17 protein-coding genes and 1 pseudogene are annotated in these 16,957 nt (G+C 59.1%); 9 read left to right on the top strand and 9 right to left on the bottom strand.

What is annotated here, in order from left to right:
- Window positions 1-17 precede the first annotated feature (17 nt).
- The 4 genes from AGR13A_RS01005 (at window position 18) to AGR13A_RS00990 (ending at window position 3,067) form a co-directional block, all read left to right on the top strand.
- Window positions 18-578, top strand: a complete 561-nt coding sequence (locus AGR13A_RS01005) for a cysteine hydrolase family protein (protein WP_080833182.1) — start codon at window positions 18-20, stop codon at window positions 576-578.
- Complete coding sequence (locus AGR13A_RS01000) at window positions 578-1,561, top strand: GlxA family transcriptional regulator (RefSeq protein WP_080833181.1); 984 nt, start codon at window positions 578-580, stop codon at window positions 1,559-1,561. Before AGR13A_RS01005 ends, AGR13A_RS01000 begins: the two co-directional genes overlap by 1 nt.
- 110 nt (window positions 1,562-1,671) lie before the next feature.
- Complete coding sequence (locus AGR13A_RS00995; protein ID WP_080833179.1) at window positions 1,672-2,622, top strand: aldo/keto reductase; 951 nt, start codon at window positions 1,672-1,674, stop codon at window positions 2,620-2,622.
- A 1-nt stretch (window position 2,623) separates the two neighbouring features.
- Window positions 2,624-3,067: a GNAT family N-acetyltransferase gene (locus AGR13A_RS00990; RefSeq protein WP_080833177.1), complete on the top strand. Its 444-nt coding sequence runs from the start codon at window positions 2,624-2,626 to the stop codon at window positions 3,065-3,067.
- Here the strand turns inward: AGR13A_RS00990 and AGR13A_RS00985 are convergent.
- The gene (locus AGR13A_RS00985; RefSeq protein WP_080833175.1) at window positions 3,049-3,957 is read right to left on the bottom strand and encodes a LysR family transcriptional regulator; all 909 of its coding nucleotides are present in this window, start codon (window positions 3,955-3,957) and stop codon (window positions 3,049-3,051) included. The two genes, AGR13A_RS00990 and AGR13A_RS00985, sit on opposite strands and share 19 nt — an antisense overlap.
- Before the next feature lie 115 nt (window positions 3,958-4,072).
- Here AGR13A_RS00985 and AGR13A_RS00980 point away from each other — a divergent pair, with 115 nt between their 5' ends.
- Window positions 4,073-5,074 (top strand): aldo/keto reductase, encoded by a 1,002-nt coding sequence (locus tag AGR13A_RS00980; protein ID WP_080833172.1) that lies wholly within the window; start codon window positions 4,073-4,075, stop codon window positions 5,072-5,074.
- A gap of 52 nt (window positions 5,075-5,126) precedes the next feature.
- On the opposite strand, the pseudogene pheT reads toward AGR13A_RS00980, so the two are convergent.
- From pheT to infC, 6 genes and pseudogenes are all read right to left on the bottom strand, one after another.
- Window positions 5,127-7,552: pseudogene (pheT, locus tag AGR13A_RS00975) on the bottom strand (phenylalanine--tRNA ligase subunit beta).
- Between the two features lie 24 nt (window positions 7,553-7,576).
- Window positions 7,577-8,659, bottom strand: a complete 1,083-nt coding sequence (gene pheS / locus AGR13A_RS00970; RefSeq protein WP_080833170.1) for a phenylalanine--tRNA ligase subunit alpha — start codon at window positions 8,657-8,659, stop codon at window positions 7,577-7,579.
- Complete coding sequence (locus tag AGR13A_RS00965; protein ID WP_035219374.1) at window positions 8,652-9,530, bottom strand: phosphotransferase; 879 nt, start codon at window positions 9,528-9,530, stop codon at window positions 8,652-8,654. Before AGR13A_RS00965 ends, pheS begins: the two co-directional genes overlap by 8 nt.
- Before the next feature lie 172 nt (window positions 9,531-9,702).
- Window positions 9,703-10,107, bottom strand: a complete 405-nt coding sequence (gene rplT / locus AGR13A_RS00960) for a 50S ribosomal protein L20 (protein ID WP_003507464.1) — start codon at window positions 10,105-10,107, stop codon at window positions 9,703-9,705.
- A gap of 40 nt (window positions 10,108-10,147) precedes the next feature.
- A complete protein-coding gene (gene rpmI / locus AGR13A_RS00955) occupies window positions 10,148-10,351 on the bottom strand; it encodes a 50S ribosomal protein L35 (protein WP_003493355.1) in 204 nt (67 codons plus the stop codon).
- Between the two features lie 190 nt (window positions 10,352-10,541).
- Window positions 10,542-11,078, bottom strand: coding sequence for a translation initiation factor IF-3 (infC, locus tag AGR13A_RS00950; RefSeq protein WP_077767695.1), 537 nt, complete (start codon window positions 11,076-11,078; stop codon window positions 10,542-10,544).
- A gap of 187 nt (window positions 11,079-11,265) precedes the next feature.
- On the opposite strand from infC, the gene AGR13A_RS00945 reads away from it, so the two are divergent.
- Together AGR13A_RS00945 and AGR13A_RS00940 are read left to right on the top strand one after the other, a co-directional pair.
- The gene (locus AGR13A_RS00945; protein WP_080833168.1) at window positions 11,266-12,054 is read left to right on the top strand and encodes an alpha/beta hydrolase; all 789 of its coding nucleotides are present in this window, start codon (window positions 11,266-11,268) and stop codon (window positions 12,052-12,054) included.
- Between the two features lie 119 nt (window positions 12,055-12,173).
- The gene (locus AGR13A_RS00940; RefSeq protein WP_035219376.1) at window positions 12,174-12,788 is read left to right on the top strand and encodes a transglutaminase-like cysteine peptidase; all 615 of its coding nucleotides are present in this window, start codon (window positions 12,174-12,176) and stop codon (window positions 12,786-12,788) included.
- Between the two features lie 162 nt (window positions 12,789-12,950).
- On the opposite strand, the gene mbfA is transcribed toward AGR13A_RS00940, so the two are convergent.
- Window positions 12,951-13,934 (bottom strand): iron exporter MbfA, encoded by a 984-nt coding sequence (gene mbfA, locus AGR13A_RS00935; RefSeq protein WP_080833166.1) that lies wholly within the window; start codon window positions 13,932-13,934, stop codon window positions 12,951-12,953.
- Between the two features lie 140 nt (window positions 13,935-14,074).
- Here mbfA and AGR13A_RS00930 point away from each other — a divergent pair, with 140 nt between their 5' ends.
- Window positions 14,075-14,548: a group III truncated hemoglobin gene (locus AGR13A_RS00930; protein ID WP_139785998.1), complete on the top strand. Its 474-nt coding sequence runs from the start codon at window positions 14,075-14,077 to the stop codon at window positions 14,546-14,548.
- 188 nt (window positions 14,549-14,736) lie between these two features.
- Window positions 14,737-15,840, top strand: coding sequence for a TRAP transporter substrate-binding protein (locus AGR13A_RS00925; protein ID WP_080833164.1), 1,104 nt, complete (start codon window positions 14,737-14,739; stop codon window positions 15,838-15,840).
- A gap of 6 nt (window positions 15,841-15,846) precedes the next feature.
- Here the strand turns inward: AGR13A_RS00925 and AGR13A_RS00920 are convergent, their stop codons facing one another.
- On the bottom strand, window positions 15,847-16,941 hold the full coding sequence (locus AGR13A_RS00920; protein WP_167377369.1) for a helix-turn-helix domain-containing protein: 1,095 nt from the start codon (window positions 16,939-16,941) through the stop codon (window positions 15,847-15,849).
- Window positions 16,942-16,957 lie beyond the last annotated feature (16 nt).

The raw sequence follows: 16,957 nt of genomic DNA, 5'->3' as shown, positions 1-16,957 counted from the left end.
CAATGGAGAACCATGAAATGTCCTCTTCTCAGACAGCCCTTCTTGTCATCGACGTTCAGGAATCCTTCCGGCACGCGCCCTATTTCGAGGAAAGCGGACTGGCTGCCTATCTGGAAAAACAGCAGGCGCTGATTGACGGTGCCAAGGCTGCGGGAATACCCGTCGTGCAGATCTTCCATGTTGATGGTGACCGGGCCTTTGCAAAGGAAAGCGGTTACATCCGCGCGCTGGAAGGTGTGCGGATCAGCCCTGATGTCACCTTCCACAAGAACCGTCACTCCGCTTTTGCCGGCACCGGCCTCGAAATCTGGCTGACGCAGAAGGGCATCAACCGGCTTATCGTCTCCGGCATTCGCACCGAACAATGCTGCGAAACAACGACGCGGCATGCTTCTGACCTCGGCTATAGCGTCGACTACGTTACCGAGGCGACGCTTACCTTTCCGATGACACACGCCTCGGGCACCGTGTTCAGCCCGGACGACATCCGCAAACGGACCGAACTGGTGCTGGCGGGCCGCTTCGCACGCATCACTAGCGTGGACGACGCGCTTGCGACCGTTAAAAAGGCCGCCTGATGGACAAAGGCGGCACACGCACCATTCCGTTTTATACGCTTGTGCCGCCGCACGCGCTGCTGCTCGACATTGCAGGCCCGCTGGAAGTTATCCGTTATGCCAACGGGGAACAGAAGGATATCCATTTCGATTGCCGCTACATCGCAGCGCATGACCAGCAGCAATCCTCCATCGGTCTTGGGCTTTGCGGGCTGGAAGCCCTGCCCGCGACCCTTCCGGAAAATGCGTTCCTGCTGATTTCCGGCAGTACCTCGCGCTTCGATTACGAGCCGGAAACGCGCCGGGAACGGCAGGCGCTGGCGGCGTGGTTACGTCACACGGTGCGCGCCGACACCACGGTCGTTTCCATCTGCTCAGGTGCACTGCTGGCGGGGGAGGCCGGACTTTTCGACGGGCGGAACTGCACGACGCATGCGGATTGCGTCGAAGCGCTGCGCCGTATCGCACCTCTATCCCAGGTGGCGGAGAACCGCCTTTTCGTCGAGGATGGCAAACGTTTCTCAAGTGCCGGCATTTCGACCGGCATCGACCTCATGCTGCATGTGGTTTCCCGACTCACCTCTCCGGCGGTCGCGGCGCGTATTGCCAAAACCATGGTCGTTTATCTCAGGCGAAGTGGCAACGACCCGCAAATTTCCCCGTGGCTCACCGGCCGCAACCACATCCACCCTGCCATTCACCGGGTTCAGGACCGGGTGATGGCCGAACCGGCAGGCGACTGGTCGCTGGAACGGCTGGCGGATATCGCCGCGCTGAGTGAACGGCATCTGTCTCGTCTGTTTCGCGAGCATACCGGCATCAGCGTCATCGACTACGTCAACCTGATGCGGGTCAATCTCGCGCGCGACATTCTTGCCAACAGCCGTCTCGATATGGAAGCCATCGCCGAGCGGGCGGGTTTTGCCTCCGCCCGGCATCTGCGGCGCGTGTGGCAACAGCATAATCGCCTTCCGCCCAGCCACTATCGCGGCTTTCAGGCCTGACCTCGCCAGCTTTCTCCCTTTGCCTGATGAATGCCATCAAAGGAATTGAATGGTTATGCGGATGAGCAGTTGCTAACCTTGCCACAACGACAGCAACAGGAGCACTCCCCGTGGAAAAACGAAGCCTTGGCCGCACCGGCCTCTCCATCGCCCCGATCGTCTTCGGCGGCAACGTGTTCGGCTGGACAGCGGATGAGAAGACTTCCTTTGCCCTGCTCGACGCCTTTTTCGACGCCGGGTTCAACGCCATCGACACGGCGGATGTCTATTCCGCATGGGTGGATGGCCATGAGGGCGGCGAGTCCGAAACCATCATCGGCAAATGGCTGAAGCAGTCGAGCGTGAAGCGCGAAGATGCGGTAATCGTCACCAAGGTCGGTTTTGACAATCGCGGCCAGAAGACCGGCCTCAGCGCCAAATGGATCGCAGAAGCTGTCGATGCCTCGCTGAAGCGGCTGCAAACCGACTATATCGACCTTTACCTCGCCCATAAGCCGGATGCAGAGGTGCCGCTGGAGGAAACACTCACAGCCTTCGCAAAGCTGAAGGAACAGGGAAAAATCCGCGCCATCGGCTGCTCCAACTATTCGGCAAGCCAGCTTCAGGAGGCGCTGGATACAGCTGCGAAGAGCAATCTTCCCCGTTATGACGTGCTGCAGCCGGAATATAATCTCTATAACCGCGCGGATTTCGAAGGCCCGCTTGCTGAACTTTGCCAGAAGGAAGAGATCGGCGTCATCAATTATTACAGCCTCGCCGCCGGTTTCCTGACCGGGAAATATCGTGCCAAGGCCGATACGGAAGGCGTCGCCCGCAGCTACCGGGTAGGCGAATATGTCAATACGCGCGGTCTTGCCGTCCTCGGCGCCATGGATGCGGTGGCAGTGGAAACCGGCGCCAAGCTCGCGGATATTGCGCTGGCCTGGCTGTTGCGAAAGAAGGCGATAACCGCGCCAATCGCCAGCGCCACCAGCCTGTCCCAGCTCGAAAGCTTCAAACGCGCCGTCGAGTTAAAGCTGACGGATGAGATGATGACGCTGCTCGACAAGGCGGGCGCATAACATGGAGCTCACAATTCGCGACGCGCAGCCGGCTGACCGGACGGAATGGCTGCGCCTGTGGAACGACTACCTCGCCTTTTATGATGTCGATCTTGCCGATGACGTGACCGCGCATACCTGGGCGCGTATCCTTGACCCCGCATCCCGCGTCTCCATGCGGGTGGCATTGCTCGGCGACCGCATGGCCGGTTTCGCCATTCACCACTTTCATGATTCCACCTGGGTGAAGACGCCCGACTGCTATCTGGAAGACCTGTTCGTTGATGGCGAGATCCGCGGCAAGGGAACGGGCCGGGCGCTGATGGATGATCTTGTCACCATCTGCAAGGACAAGGGCTGGTCACGGCTGTACTGGCACACCGGCGAGGACAACCACCGCGCCCAGAAGCTCTATGACAGCTACGTGAAAAGCGACGGCCATATCCGCTATCGCATCAAGTTCTGATCGCCCCGGAAACGGAAGAAATCCACAAAAGCCCTCAGCGCCGGCCGCATCTGCCGGCGCGAGGGATAATAGATATAGAAACCATCGAAGGGCGCGCACCAGTCCTCCAGCACGCGGATCAGCCTTCCCTCCCTGATATCGTCTTCAACACGCTGCTCGAAAACGAAGGCCAGCCCTGCGCCGTCGATCGCTGCCCGGCGAATGAGGCTCTGGTCCGACAGGATCAGCGGCCCTTGCACATCAACCACCAGCGGCTTGCCATTCTTCTCCAGCTCCCAGCGGTAGATAAGGCCGCTGGCGAAACGCCGGCGGATGCAGCGATGCCGGATGAGATCCCTTGGGTCAATTGGCGGTGGATTTTCTGCGAAGTAGGAGGGCGCGCCAACAATCGCACCGCGCCATTCGCCACTGGCTTTCACCGCAATCATATCCGCCTCGAGGTGCTCGCCAAGCCGCAGGCCCGCATCAAAACCCTTCGCAACGATATCTTCGAAGCGATCATCCGTTGAAATTTCCAGCGAAATATCGGGATAGAGCCGCAGGAACTCGCCCAGCCGGGGCACGATGAGGTCCTCGGCAGCAAGCCGTGGCAGGGTGATGCGCAGGGGGCCGGCCGGCCTCCCACCCTGTTCGGCAAGTGTCTCGATGACCGTGTCTATATCGGCAAGCGCCGGGCCAAGCGTCTCGAGCAGCCGTTTGCCTTCCTCTGTCGGTGAAACGCTGCGGGTGGTACGATGAAGCAGCCGCAGCCCGAGGCTTGCCTCCAACGACGACACCGCATGGCTGACGGCGGAGGGCGCAATGGCGAGTTCAGCCGCGGCCTTGCGAAAGCTGCGGCCTTCGGCAACGGCGGCGAGAACGGCCAGTTGAGAGAGTTGCACACGGTTCATTGTTCTAAATAATAGAACAACCCAAACGGATTTGCAGCGATTATTTTTGCCGCCATGAGACGCTATTTTCTCATCACGCCCTGATGACGGGCGGTTCCTTTGGAAGGACGAACAGATGAAAAAAAGAACCCTTGGAAACAACCTTTCCGTTTCGGCGCTCGGCCTAGGATGCATGGGCATGACACATGCCTATAGCCCGACCGGCGATGAGAGCAGCGCAATTGCAACGCTGCACCGCGCCGTCGAACTCGGCGTCACCTTTTTCGATACGGCGGAGGTTTACGGGCCCTACAATAACGAGATTCTTGTCGGCAAGGGTTTGAAGCCCTATCGCGACAGGGTGGTCATTGCCACCAAGTTCGGCTTCAAAATCGACAGCAGCAAACCCGCTGGCCAGATGATGGTAGGCACCGACAGCCGCCCGGAAAATGTGCGCGCCGTCGCCGAAGCCTCTCTCAAACGCCTTGGCGTCGATGAGATCGACCTGTTCTACCAGCATCGCGTCGATCCGAATGTTCCGATCGAAGATACGGTAGGCGCCATGGCCGAGCTGGTCCGGCAGGGCAAGGTGAAGCATCTCGGCCTGTCGGAAGCGAGCGCCGAAACACTTCGCAAAGCGCACGCCGTTCATCCGATCGCGGCCATACAGAGCGAATATTCGCTGTGGACCCGCGACGTGGAGGAAAACGGCGTGCTGGAAACCTGCCGCGAACTTGGCATCGGCTTCGTCCCCTTCAGCCCGCTCGGGCGCGGCGCTTTGACTGGCGCATTAAAGACGCTCGACGGCCTTGCATCCGACGACTTCCGCCGCGGCCTGCCGCGCTTCCAGAGCGAAAACTTCGACGCCAATCTGGCGCTCATCAAGCTTCTGGAGGACATGGCGACTGAGAAGGGCGTGACCGCCGGACAACTGGCGCTGGCCTGGGTTCTGGCGCAGGGCGACTTCATCGTTCCTATTCCCGGCACGACAAAAATTGCCAATCTGGAGAAGAACGTTGCCGCAGCAGAGGTGTCGCTGACAGCAGAAGAAGCCGCCAGCCTCGGCGCGCTGCTTTCGCCTGCAAAAGTCGCCGGCGCACGTTATCCAGAACAGATGTCACGGATGGCCAATCGTTAAAAACAAAAAGCCGCGGCAGTTGCCGCGGCTTTTTTCATTCCGTTATCCGTTCTCAGGCGCGCAGAACGCCGCCCGTGGATTTCTCGACATTGCCGACGATCTTGGCCGTCAGCGCCTCGAAATCCTCGTCCGTCAGCGTCTTGTCGACCGGCTGGATCTGCACTTCGATGGCGACCGACTTGCGGTTTTCACCGAGCGATACGCCCTCGAAAATATCGAAGACATTGACGCCGGTGATCAGCTTGCGGTCAGCGCTGGTCGCAGCCTTGATGATGGCGCCCGCCTCTACCGACTTGTCGACCACGAAGGCGAAGTCGCGCTTCACCGCCTGGAAGGGCGAAAGCTCAAGCGCAGGCTTGGTGCGGGTCGCTTTCTTCTTCGGCTCCTGCATGGCGTCGAGATAAATCTCGAAACCACTATAGGCGCCGGAGACATCCAGTTCGGACAGCGTCTTTGGATGGAACTCGCCGAAATAGCCGAGCACGACCTTCGGACCCATCTTGATGGTGCCGGAGCGGCCGGGGTGGATACCAGCCGGGGCCGGCCGGCTTCGATCTGCACATTGGCCATGGGCAGGCCGCAGGCTTCCAGCACCGCCAGCGCATCGGCCTTGGCATCATAGACATCCACCGGCTTGCCACCGCCCTTCAAAGCATTGGACCACATGCGGCCGCTGCCTGCGAGCGAGGCCGTGCCACGGCGAACACCGCCGGCAACGCGGCGCTGCGCATCAGGCGTATCACCCTCATAGGTGCCGGAGACTTCGAAGATTGCGACATCGCCATAGCCCTTGTCGGCGTTGCGCTGCGCGGCGGTCAGAAGGCCGGGCAGCAGCGAAGGCCGCATGTCCGACATATCGGCCGCAATCGGGTTTGCGAGTTTCAGGGCCGGCGAACCGCCACCGAAGAGTTTCGCCTGCGCTTCCGGGATGAAGGACCAGGTGACGGCCTCGAGCATGCCACGGCTTGCCAGCGCGCGGCGCGCGGTACGCGTACGGATCTGCAGCGTGGTCAGGATACGGCCGTTGACGGCGCCGAAGCTTTCCAGCGGCTCCGGCTTGATGTTGTCGACGCCATGGATGCGCATGACCTCTTCCACCAGATCGGCCTTGCCGTCGACATCAGGACGCCAGGACGGGACGGTGACGGAAACGCGCTCGCCCGTTCCCTCGACGCTGAAACCGAGGCCTTTGAGAATGGCGAGGCTCTCTTCTGCCGAGACTTCCAGACCCGTCAGACGCTTCACTTCCGCCAGCGGGAAATCCACGACCTTCGGCTGATGGCCCTTGTAACCGACAACCCGGGCTTCGCCGGCGACGCCGCCGCACAGTTCGAGGACCAGTTCGGTGGTGCGTTCCAGACCCGGAACCATATAGTCTGGATCGACGCCACGTTCGAAACGATAACGTGCATCGGTAATGATGCCAAGCGAACGGCCCGTCTTGGCGATGTTGATCGGATCCCAGAGTGCGGACTCGATCAGCACGTCGACGGTGTTGTCATCGCAGCCGGAATGTTCGCCACCCATGACGCCGCCGATGGATTCGAGGCCTTTCTCGTCGGCGATGACGACATTGTTCGGGCCGAGCTTATATTCACGCTGGTCGAGCGCGAGGATCGTCTCGCCCTCTTTCGCGCGGCGAACCGTCAGATCGCCCTTGACCTTGGCGGCGTCGAAGACGTGCATCGGCCGGCCCTGATCGAAGGTCATGTAGTTGGTGATGTCGACAAGCGCATTGATGGGGCGCAGGCCGATCGCCAGAAGGCGCTGCTGCATCCACTTCGGGCTAGGGCCATTCTTCACGCCGCGCACGATGCGCAGCGAAAAGCCGGGGCAGAGCGCCGCATCGTCCAGCTCAAGCTTCACGTTGACCGGGGTTGCGCCTTCGATCTTGAAGGACGGCGCAGGCCTTGTCTTCAGCTTGCCGAGACCGGAAGCCGCAAGATCACGGGCAATGCCGTAGATCGACGTGCAATCCGGGCGGTTCGGCGTCAGGTTGATTTCGATGACCGGATCGTCGAGCCCGGCATAGGTGGCGAAGGAGGTGCCGACCGGCGCATCTTCCGGCAGGTCGATGATACCGTCGTGATCGTCGGAAATGTTCAGCTCCTTTTCGGAGCACATCATGCCGTGGCTTTCCACGCCGCGTATCTTGCCGACGGCAAGGGTGACGTCGATGCCCGGAACATACATGCCGGGACGCGCGAGCGCACCAACGAGGCCGGCGCGTGCATTCGGCGCGCCGCAGACGATCTGCACCGGCTTGCCGTCGCCGGCATCGACGGAGAGAACCTTCAGGCGGTCAGCTTCCGGGTGCTTCTCGGCGGAGAGCACCTTGGCGATGACGAAAGGCTTGTAGGCCGCCTTGTCGTCAACATCCTCGACTTCGAGGCCGATTGCCGTCAATCGCTCGCAAATCTCATCCAGCGTCGCATCGGTATCGAGATGCTCTTTCAGCCAGGAAAGAGTGAATTTCATGTCTTTGCTCCTTGGCTAACCGGATTAAACGCTCAAACCACCGAACAGCGTCGGCATGTCGAGTGGGCGGAAGCCGTAGTGGTTCATCCAGCGGACATCGGCGTTGAAGAAATCGCGCAGATCAGGCATGCCGTATTTCAGCATGGCGATGCGGTCGAGGCCCATGCCCCAGGCAAAGCCCTGATATTCATCCGGGTCCAGCCCACCGGCGCGCAGCACGTTCGGGTGCACCATGCCGCAGCCGAGGATTTCCATCCAGTCCTTGCCTTCGCCGAACTTGACGATGGGGCCGGAACGGTCGCACTGGATATCCACCTCGAAGCTCGGCTCCGTGAAGGGGAAGAAGGACGGGCGGAAGCGCATGACCACGCTGTCGACCTCGAAGAAGGTCTTGCAGAATTCTTCCAGAATCCAGCGCAGATTGCCGACATGCGCCTTCTTGTCGATGACAAGGCCTTCGACCTGATGGAACATCGGCGAATGGGTGGCGTCGGAATCCTGACGATAGGTCTTGCCGGGAATGACGATGCGGATCGGCGGCTTCTGGCTTTCCATGGTGCGGATCTGCACCGGCGAGGTGTGGGTGCGCAGCACCTTGCGCTCGCCCTTTTCATCCGGCTGGAAGAAGAAGGTGTCATGCATTTCGCGGGCCGGATGGCCTTCAGGGAAATTCAGCGCCGTGAAGTTGTAATAATCGGTTTCGATATCCGGACCTTCGGCGATCGAGAAACCCATATCCGCAAAGATGGCGGTGATTTCATCGACGATCTGGCTGATCGGATGAATGCGGCCGCGCTCGGCCGGGGACTGGCGAACCGGCAGGCTGACATCCACCGTTTCGGCCTTCAGCCGGGCAGTAATGGCGGCGTCCTTCAGCGCATTCTTGCGCTCGCCGATGAGGTCGGTGATTTCGGTCTTGAGCTGGTTGATGGCGGCGCCGCGGGTCTGGCGCTCTTCCGGCGTCATGCTGCCAAGCGTCTTCAGAAGCTCCGAAACCGAGCCCTTCTTGCCAAGCGCGGAAACACGCACGGCTTCGATGGCCGGCTCATCGGCAGCGGTGGCGATCTCCGACATCAGTTGCGATTTCAAGGTATCAAGTTCAGTCATCTTTTCCTGCCTTGCCGGTCTTTTTAACAGCGGCTTCGGGGTTCACAGCATTCATCAGATAGTCGGTCGCCATGATAAAGCGTCGCAGATCACTACCCATCCGCACGCGCCCGATCAACCGGGCAACCGGTAAAAAACGCCCCAGAATGCCGGTCAGACGGCACAATTCTTCCAGCGCCCGGGGCGGGGCGTTTTCGCGCCAGCGGGCGAAGGCCGCGTCGCAGGTTTTCGGTGCATCGCAGGCGCGGGTCGCGACCTGTAAAAACAGCAGCCAGATATCGCGGGCCTGCGCCGTCTCAAGCGGCATGACGTCCTGCGGGCGTTCTTCGAAGTCCATGAAACCGATGCGCCCATCCTGGAGGAAGAAATCACGCACATGCGGCCGCCCGTGGCAAAGACGCGCCGCATGCAGCTCGCCAAGCGCCTCTGCGGATTTTACAAGCAGCGCATCGTGCTCCACCGGTGTCGTGGCTTTTATCGCATCCATGCGCTCCATTATGGTGGGGCCGACATCGCCAAGCACAACGGCCGTCAGCGAGGAATAGATGACGGGGGGCACAGGGAAACCACGGGCCTTGAAGGCTTCCAGCGTTTCGAGTTCGCGGCGCATGAGACCGGCGCCATCAAGCGGCGGCGAAGGACGCATAAAGGTATAGGGAAGCAGCTTTGCAAGAAAAGTCTGCAGTTTGATCCACCAGGACGGCGTTTCCGTGCCCTGGCGCTTTATCCAGACGGTCGTTGTGGAAAGCTCGAGTTTCTGCACGCGGCGCTCGCTTTTAAGCAGAACCCGCATCAAGGCTGCGATATCGCCATCTTCGAGATGGACGTGGAAACCCTTCGCCTTTTCCGCCTCACTTGCGGCAACCAGCATTCTTGCCCCCCAATGGAACATACCGACCGAAGCCGGATGCCCCACCCTTCTGGCAACCCCGGTGCAAAACGCTCAACGCCTTTGCCGAAACTGCCGTGGATTCCAAAAAATAAAACCCGCACCGGAGAACCGGCGCGGGTTTCAAATGAACAACAGATTGTCCGCGCCGTAATTACTTTACAGCGGTTTCAAACTCGTTGGTCGTACCAGCATCCTTGAGGTACTCAAGAGCCTTCTTCGCTGCTTCAACGAGCGCGCCGAATGCTGCCGGCTCATGGATAGCCATGTCGGACAGAACCTTGCGGTCGACTTCGATGCCAGCCTTGTTCAGGCCGTCGATGAAGCGGCCATAGGTCAGGCCGAATTCGCGAACAGCAGCGTTGATACGCTGGATCCACAGAGCGCGGAAGTTGCGCTTGTTAACCTTGCGGTCGCGGTAAGCGTACTGCTTGGAACGATCCACGGCAGCCTTTGCTGCGCGGATGGTGTTCTTGCGGCGGCCGTAGAAGCCCTTGGCTGCCTTGAGTGTCTTGGTGTGCTTGGCGCGGGAAGTTACGCCACGTTTTACGCGTGCCATGTCATGATCTCCTTAAAGTGTCCAAAAGTGCGGAAAAGTCTCAGAGACCGTTCGGCAGGTAGTTCTTGACGACCTTCTTGCCGTCAGCTTCGGCGAGAACCATGGTTCCACGCGCGTCGCGAATGAACTTGTTGGTACGCTTGATCATGCCGTGGCGCTTACCGGCGGCGGCTGCAACAACCTTGCCGGTAGCGGTGATCTTGAACCGCTTCTTTGCAGCGGACTTCGTCTTCATCTTGGGCATTTTGCTACTCCGTTTTTTGTATCGAAACAGGCAGACGAGGCCTATTTCAAGCTATTCAGGAACGGCCTCGGCATGCCCTGCCGGACCGTTCGGACGCGCGCTTATAACCGCAGTCGGCTAAAAGCGCAACGGGGAATGAGAATTTCCCCTTGCGGTGGATACGCGCCGGCGCTGCGGCGACGTAAAAAGATTATTTCGGGGCGAGAACCATCATCATCTGACGGCCTTCCAGCTTCGGTTCGGCTTCAACCTTGGCAATCGCCTGGGTATCTTCCTTCACCTGAAGGAGAAGCTTCATGCCGAGTTCCTGGTGGGCCATTTCGCGGCCGCGGAACTTCAGCGTTACCTTCACCTTGTCGCCATCGTCAAAGAAACGGCCCATCGCCTTCATCTTCACGTCATAATCATGCGTGTCGATGTTGGGGCGCATCTTGATTTCTTTAACTTCGACGATCTTCTGTTTCTTGCGCGCTTCAGCGGCCTTTTTCTGGGTCGAATATTTCAGCTTGCCGAGATCAAGGATCTTGCATACCGGCGGCTCCGCGTTCGGCGAAATCTCAACGAGATCGAGACCGGCCTCTTCCGCCATTTTCAAAGCCTGATCCGTCGGCATGCTACCGAGGTTCTGGCCCTCTTCATCAATAAGCTGAACTCTGGGAACCCGAATTTCCCGGTTGGAGCGCGGGCCCTCCTTGACGGGGGCATCGGCTTTGAAAGGTCTGCGAATGGTCGTATTCTCCTGATCTGTTTCTGGATCACGTCAGCAAAAAACAGCTTGTTTGGTACAAGCGGCGGAAATGTCGTTATTGCCGTGGCGAAGTCAATAGCATATCTGCCCGAAAAGATCACCTCTTGCCACGGTTTTTGCAAATACGCCGCCGATATTGCACGAAAATCAGGAGAATTGCATATACATGACCGAACAAGCCGCTGAATTCCTGCACGTAGGGGCGGGCGATGATGCCCGCGACATCGCCTTTCTTCATCGCCCGGCGGCTTCGGGCGCGAACACGCCCATGCTGGTCTGGCTCGGCGGCTATCGTTCCGACATGACCGGAACCAAGGCGGTCGAACTCGATCGCTTTGCGGCGGAAAACGGCGTTTCCTGTTTACGGCTCGATTATTCCGGCCACGGCGCTTCCGGCGGCGACTTCAAGAAGGGCACGATCTCAAGATGGCTGGAAGAAGCGCTTGCCGTGGTGCGGGCGAAGGCGCCATCGCGCGTCATCCTCATCGGCTCTTCAATGGGCGGATGGATTGCGCTGCGCATGGTTGAGGAGTTGCGCAAAAGTGGCGACGCGCCATCCGTCGCGGGGCTGGTCCTCATTGCGCCTGCGCCCGATTTCACCGTGGAACTGATAGAGCCCAGCCTTTCGGATGCGGAAAAGACCTCGCTTGAGGAAAAGGGCTATTTCGAGGAACATTCGGAATACAGCGCCGAGCCCAACATCTTCACCCGTGCGCTCATGGAAGACGGGAAGCAGAACCGGGTCCTCAAGGGCATCATCACCACCGGCTGCCCCGTTCACATCCTGCAGGGCATGCGCGATCCCGATGTTCCCTATCAGCATGCGCTGAAGCTTATGGAACATCTTCCCGCCGATGATGTCGTCCTGACCCTGATCCGTGACGGTGACCACCGGCTTTCCCGGCCGCAGGATATCGACAGGATGCTCGCCGCCGTCAAAGCCCTTGCAATATAGGCATTTGCGCAACGCTCTTAACCATATTCAACGAGTCTTGCGCACCGCCGTTTGCTAGCGATTGACTCAAACCCCCTATCCCTCTTAACTTTTCGTTAAGAATTTAAGGGACGGGTTTCATGATGAACGCACCGCTGGCGCGTGCGCTGCTGTCTGCAGTTGCCGCCGGGCTAATGACTGCTGCTTCCGCCATGGCGGAAACCAAGGGAAGCCCTTCCATGGTGACGGGTGGAATTACATCCCAGCCGATCGGTCATTATGAATTCTGTCAGAAATATGCGGACGAGTGCAATATTCGCAGCAAGATGACGCCGCCGCCGCGCGTCACGGACTATGGCTGGGGTGTTGTTCGGGAAATCAATACCTCCGTCAATGCCACCGTCGTCGCGATGACCGATCAGGAAATCTACGGCAAGGACGAGGTCTGGGAATATCCGACGACCGCCGGCGACTGTGAAGACTTCGTGCTGCTGAAGCGCAAGAAGCTCATCGAGCGCGGTTTCTCCGTCGCCGACCTGCTGATCACCGTTGTGCGCAAGCCGGACGGCGAAGGCCATGCCGTGCTGACGCTCAGGACGACCGACGGTGACTACATTCTCGACAATCTCACCGACGACGTGAAGCTCTGGACCGACACCAACTATACCTATCTGAAGCGGCAGGCGTCCTTTAATACGGGCCGCTGGGTCTCCATCGAGGATGGCCGCGACGTTCTGGTTGGCGCATTGCGCTGATCGGCTGGAGAACCTTGCCTCCGTCATCCTCGGGCTTGACCCGAGGATCCACAATTTCAGTGGCTTATGGATTCTCGGGTCAAGCCCGAGAACGACGTCGCGTTTTAGGCAAGGCTGTTATCCGACAAGCCTCGGTCATTATTCTCGCAGCCTTTCCAGCTCTCACCCGTTGCCGATAATGATACCGGCCGCGAGTACCAGCGAGCCGCCAAGCACCACCTGAAACACTGCGCGCAGGAACGGCGTTTCCATGAAACGGTTCTGAATGAAGGCGATGGCCCAGAGTTCCACGAAAACGACGACGGCGGCAATCGCCGTTGCCGTCCAGAAATGCGGAATGAGATAGGGCAATGCGTGGCCGAGACCACCGATGGCCGTCATGATGCCGGAGGCCAGGCCCCGCTTTAACGGAGAACCGCGGCCAGAAAGCTTGCCGTCATCGTGGGCGGCCTCGGTAAAGCCCATGGAGATGCCCGCACCGACAGAGGCCGAGAGACCGATAAGGAAGGTCTGCCAGGTATCCTGCGTGGCAAAGGCGGCCGCGAAAATCGGCGCGAGCGTCGAGACGGAGCCATCCATAAGCCCCGCAAGACCCGGCTGAATATAGGTCAGAAGAAATTGCCGTTTTGCGGTTTCCGCCTCTTCGGTCTTGCCGTTTTCATCGAGGTGTTTTTCTTCCAGCATCTGCGCGATGTCTTCGTGACCCCGCTCCGCCTCGGCCAGATCGCCGAGGAGCTTGCGCGTCGAGGCATCGCTGGTGCGCTTGACGGCCTCATCATAGAAGCGGATCGCCTGGGCTTCCATCAATTCGGCCTGGGCGCGGATTTTTTCGAGCGACAGGTTCTTCACCAGCCAGTCCGGGGTGCGCTCATAAAAACCACGCACATGTTCACGGCGGATCAGCGGGATGGTTTCTCCGAAGCGGCGGCGATGCATGTCGATCAGCACGTTTCGATGCTGCTGCTCGACCTCGGCCATATCATCGAAAACTTTTGCGGATTGCGGATATTGTGCACGCAGATGATCGGCATAGGAGCGATAGATACGGGAATCGTCTTCTTCGGATGAAATGGCGAGCGCGAGGATCTCCTGCTCACCGAGGGAGGAAAAGGGACGTTTGGACAGGGAAAAAAGACTGCGAAACATGGCTGAGAACCTTTTTAGAATAATTCTAAATACATCCGCATCGCACCGGGATCAAGCCTTCTTAGAATAATTCTAATAAGGCAAAGGATCGCATTGCAGGCCACATCGCAGCGGGGTAAATTCGCAAAAAAGGAAACACCATGCAGAATGACGTTACGGCCAGAGCCGCCCACAGCGCGGAAATTCAGCACAGGGCGGAAAAAGCCATGGCAGAGATCGGCGTCGATGCTGGTTTCGTCGATCTGCTGGTGGAGACATTCTACGCTCGCGTTCTGCAACACCCGACGCTCGGGCCAGTCTTTGACGCGCGGCTTGCCGGACGCTGGCCGGAACACATGGCCAGGATGAAACAGTTCTGGTCGGCGGTCGCCTTCAAGAATGGCGGCTACGGCGGCAAGCCTGTGCAGGCCCATCTGGGCGTAAAAGGCATGACTGCCGAACTTTTCCCCCAATGGCTCGCGCTATTTTCGACCACGCTCGACGATATCGCACCAAGCAGACAGGCCCATGACTGGTTCATGGGAACGGCCGAACGCATCGCCGGAAGCCTGACGCTTTCGTTATTTTACAACCCCGCGCTGGATGACCCCGCATTAAATCGCGCGCAGCCATAAACACATCTGAGGCATGGTCACAAGAAGGGCGTGATAGGGTGCCAAAGCAACAATCGGCTAGCGTGGCAGAAGAGCGCGCAAGTTTGAAACATTCCCCTTGATGGTAACAAGGATAAATGTTTAGTAGCCAGCGGGAGGCGTACCGTGCGGTTCGCCTATAATATGCAGACATAGCAGGGCTTATCGACATGGATCGCAGATCATTTATCCGCAAGGCAGGCGCTCTTGGCGCCGGTGCTACCGCAACGGCACTGGCCGCTCCGGCTATTGCGCAGGAAAACCCCAAGATCACCTGGCGCATGACATCGTCCTTCACCAAGGGCCTCGACATTCTTTTCGGCGCGGGCCAGATGGTTGCCGATCATGTCAAGGAAGCCTCTGGCGGAAACTTTGTCATTCAGCATTTCGCCGGCGGCGAAATCGTGCCGGCGCTTCAGGCGGCAGATGCGGTGACGGCCGGGACCGTCGAAATGGCGCATACCTGCGCCTATTATTACGTTGGCAAGGATCCGACCTTCGCGCTCGGAACCTCGGTTCCCTTCGGCCTCAATGCACGCCAGACCAATGCCTGGTTCAATCAGGCCGGTGGCAACGAGTTGCTGAATGAATTCCTCGCCCAGCACAATATCTACTCGATCCTCCTCGGCAATACCGGTGCCCAGATGGGCGGCTGGTTCCGCAAGGAAATCAACACCATCGATGACCTCAAGGGCCTGAAGATGCGTATCGCCGGCCTGACCGGCCAGGTGATGCAGAAGGTTGGCGTGACACCGCAGCAGATCGCCGGCGGCGATGTCTATGCGGCTCTGGAAAAGGGCACGATCGACGCCACCGAATTCGTCGGTCCCTATGACGACCAGAAGCTCGGCTTCTACAAGGTCGCGAAATATTACTATTACCCGGCATGGTGGGAAGGCGGCCCGGCCGTGCATGCCTTCGTGAACCTGCAGAAGTTCAATGAGCTGCCCGAGAACTACAAGCGCATCCTGAAAGACGCCTGCGCCGCCGGCAGCGCCAGCATGCTGGAGCGTTACGATGCGCGCAATCCGAAGGCGCTGAAGGAACTCGTGGCGCAGGGCGCTATCCTGCGCCCCTTCAGCCAGGAAATCCTCGATGTGTGCCACAAGGCGGCGCAGGACACCTATGCGGAGATTTCGGCCAAGAACGAAAGCTTCAAGAAGATCTACGAGAGCCAGCAGGCCTTCAAGAAGGACGCTTATCTCTGGGCGCAGATCGCCGAATATACCTATGACACCTACATGATGATCCAGCAGCGCAACGGCACGCTCTGATCCCCATCATTTCCCGACGATCTTCAAACGGTCATCCGGCATCTGCCGGGTGGCCGTTTTGTTTGGCGAGACCAGCTTCCACACTTCACGCTCCCGCCAGTCGACCGGGCTCATACCGGTGACGCGGCGAAATTCGCGGTTGAAGTTGGACTTGGTCTGGAAGCCGGAGGACAGCATGATCGTCGTCACCGATTGCTCTGTCTCTTCCAGCAACCGGCAGGCTTCGCGGATGCGCAACTGGTTGACATATTGCGAGACATTGACGCCGAGCGAGCGGTTGATCGCGCCTGATATCTGCCGGCTCGGCAGGCCGAGGCGTCTTGCAAGCCGCGACAGGTTGAGGTTCTCATCACGGTAAAGCGCCTGCGTTTCCATCAGCCGATCAACCCTTGCAACGATATCCCAATCCTGTTCCGATGGCTCCGCCGACGCTGACAATTCCGCGACAGGTTCTATGGCTGTTTGCGGCGCCTTGCTCCTGCCGGCCAGCGCGGCCATGAGGCCAATCAGCAGCAGGCCGAAAAGATTGGCGTTGCTGACCAGCGCTGCAACATTCTGCCCATGCGCCCATTCGAAATCGAAAAACACCAGAAGATCGAAAAGGGCAGAAACACAAAGAGCGATGGCAGCGATAATAAGCGCCCGGTGCGCCGAGGTGACGCTGGCAAATTGCGCCTCGTCCAGCCCATCCGGGCCCTTTCTGCCAAGAAGAAGCAGGGCAATGGCGTGGCCGACGAAGATGACGATCAGCGCAAGATCAATCGCCATCGGCAAGGTGAATTCCATGACGACGATGAGCAAAGGCGACAGGACGAGGTTGGCGAGCATCGCTATCCTGCTCTCGGCCGCCACTCTCATCAGCCCACGAAAAGCGATGTAGACGAGCGGCGGCAGGCAGGCGGCGAGGACCGGCAAAACATAACGCGTTTCGCTGACGCCATACCCCCAGCGCAGGCCGACAAGGACGGATTGCACGGCACAAAGCGCGATCAGCGTCAGAAAGGCCCGATTGGTTCGCACATCGTCTCCTCCTCGCAAGAAAACGATGAACATGACAACCAGCAGAAGCGCCACGACGAAAGGTAGCGGAATGAACAGCACGAATGAATATCCCCGG

Origin of the sequence: Agrobacterium genomosp. 13 str. CFBP 6927, from assembly GCA_900012615.1 — a bacterium.
Taxonomy (GTDB): domain Bacteria; phylum Pseudomonadota; class Alphaproteobacteria; order Rhizobiales; family Rhizobiaceae; genus Agrobacterium.
This window is presented reverse-complemented; position numbering and strand designations above follow the sequence as displayed.

What these genes read in the sequence shown, in the direction of transcription:
- AGR13A_RS00990 (WP_080833177.1), top strand. Translation starts at nt 2,624, where the DNA reads ATGGAGCTCACAATTCGCGACGCGCAGCCGGCTGACCGGACGGAATGG.
- AGR13A_RS00925 (WP_080833164.1), top strand. Translation starts at nt 14,737, where the DNA reads ATGGATCGCAGATCATTTATCCGCAAGGCAGGCGCTCTTGGCGCCGGT.
- rpmI (WP_003493355.1), bottom strand. Translation starts at nt 10,351, where the DNA reads ATGCCCAAGATGAAGACGAAGTCCGCTGCAAAGAAGCGGTTCAAGATC.
- AGR13A_RS00945 (WP_080833168.1), top strand. Translation starts at nt 11,266, where the DNA reads ATGACCGAACAAGCCGCTGAATTCCTGCACGTAGGGGCGGGCGATGAT.
- AGR13A_RS00985 (WP_080833175.1), bottom strand. Translation starts at nt 3,957, where the DNA reads ATGAACCGTGTGCAACTCTCTCAACTGGCCGTTCTCGCCGCCGTTGCC.
- pheS (WP_080833170.1), bottom strand. Translation starts at nt 8,659, where the DNA reads ATGACTGAACTTGATACCTTGAAATCGCAACTGATGTCGGAGATCGCC.
- rplT (WP_003507464.1), bottom strand. Translation starts at nt 10,107, where the DNA reads ATGGCACGCGTAAAACGTGGCGTAACTTCCCGCGCCAAGCACACCAAG.
- AGR13A_RS00930 (WP_139785998.1), top strand. Translation starts at nt 14,075, where the DNA reads ATGCAGAATGACGTTACGGCCAGAGCCGCCCACAGCGCGGAAATTCAG.
- AGR13A_RS00980 (WP_080833172.1), top strand. Translation starts at nt 4,073, where the DNA reads ATGAAAAAAAGAACCCTTGGAAACAACCTTTCCGTTTCGGCGCTCGGC.
- AGR13A_RS00965 (WP_035219374.1), bottom strand. Translation starts at nt 9,530, where the DNA reads ATGCTGGTTGCCGCAAGTGAGGCGGAAAAGGCGAAGGGTTTCCACGTC.
- AGR13A_RS01000 (WP_080833181.1), top strand. Translation starts at nt 578, where the DNA reads ATGGACAAAGGCGGCACACGCACCATTCCGTTTTATACGCTTGTGCCG.
- AGR13A_RS01005 (WP_080833182.1), top strand. Translation starts at nt 18, where the DNA reads ATGTCCTCTTCTCAGACAGCCCTTCTTGTCATCGACGTTCAGGAATCC.
- mbfA (WP_080833166.1), bottom strand. Translation starts at nt 13,934, where the DNA reads ATGTTTCGCAGTCTTTTTTCCCTGTCCAAACGTCCCTTTTCCTCCCTC.
- AGR13A_RS00940 (WP_035219376.1), top strand. Translation starts at nt 12,174, where the DNA reads ATGATGAACGCACCGCTGGCGCGTGCGCTGCTGTCTGCAGTTGCCGCC.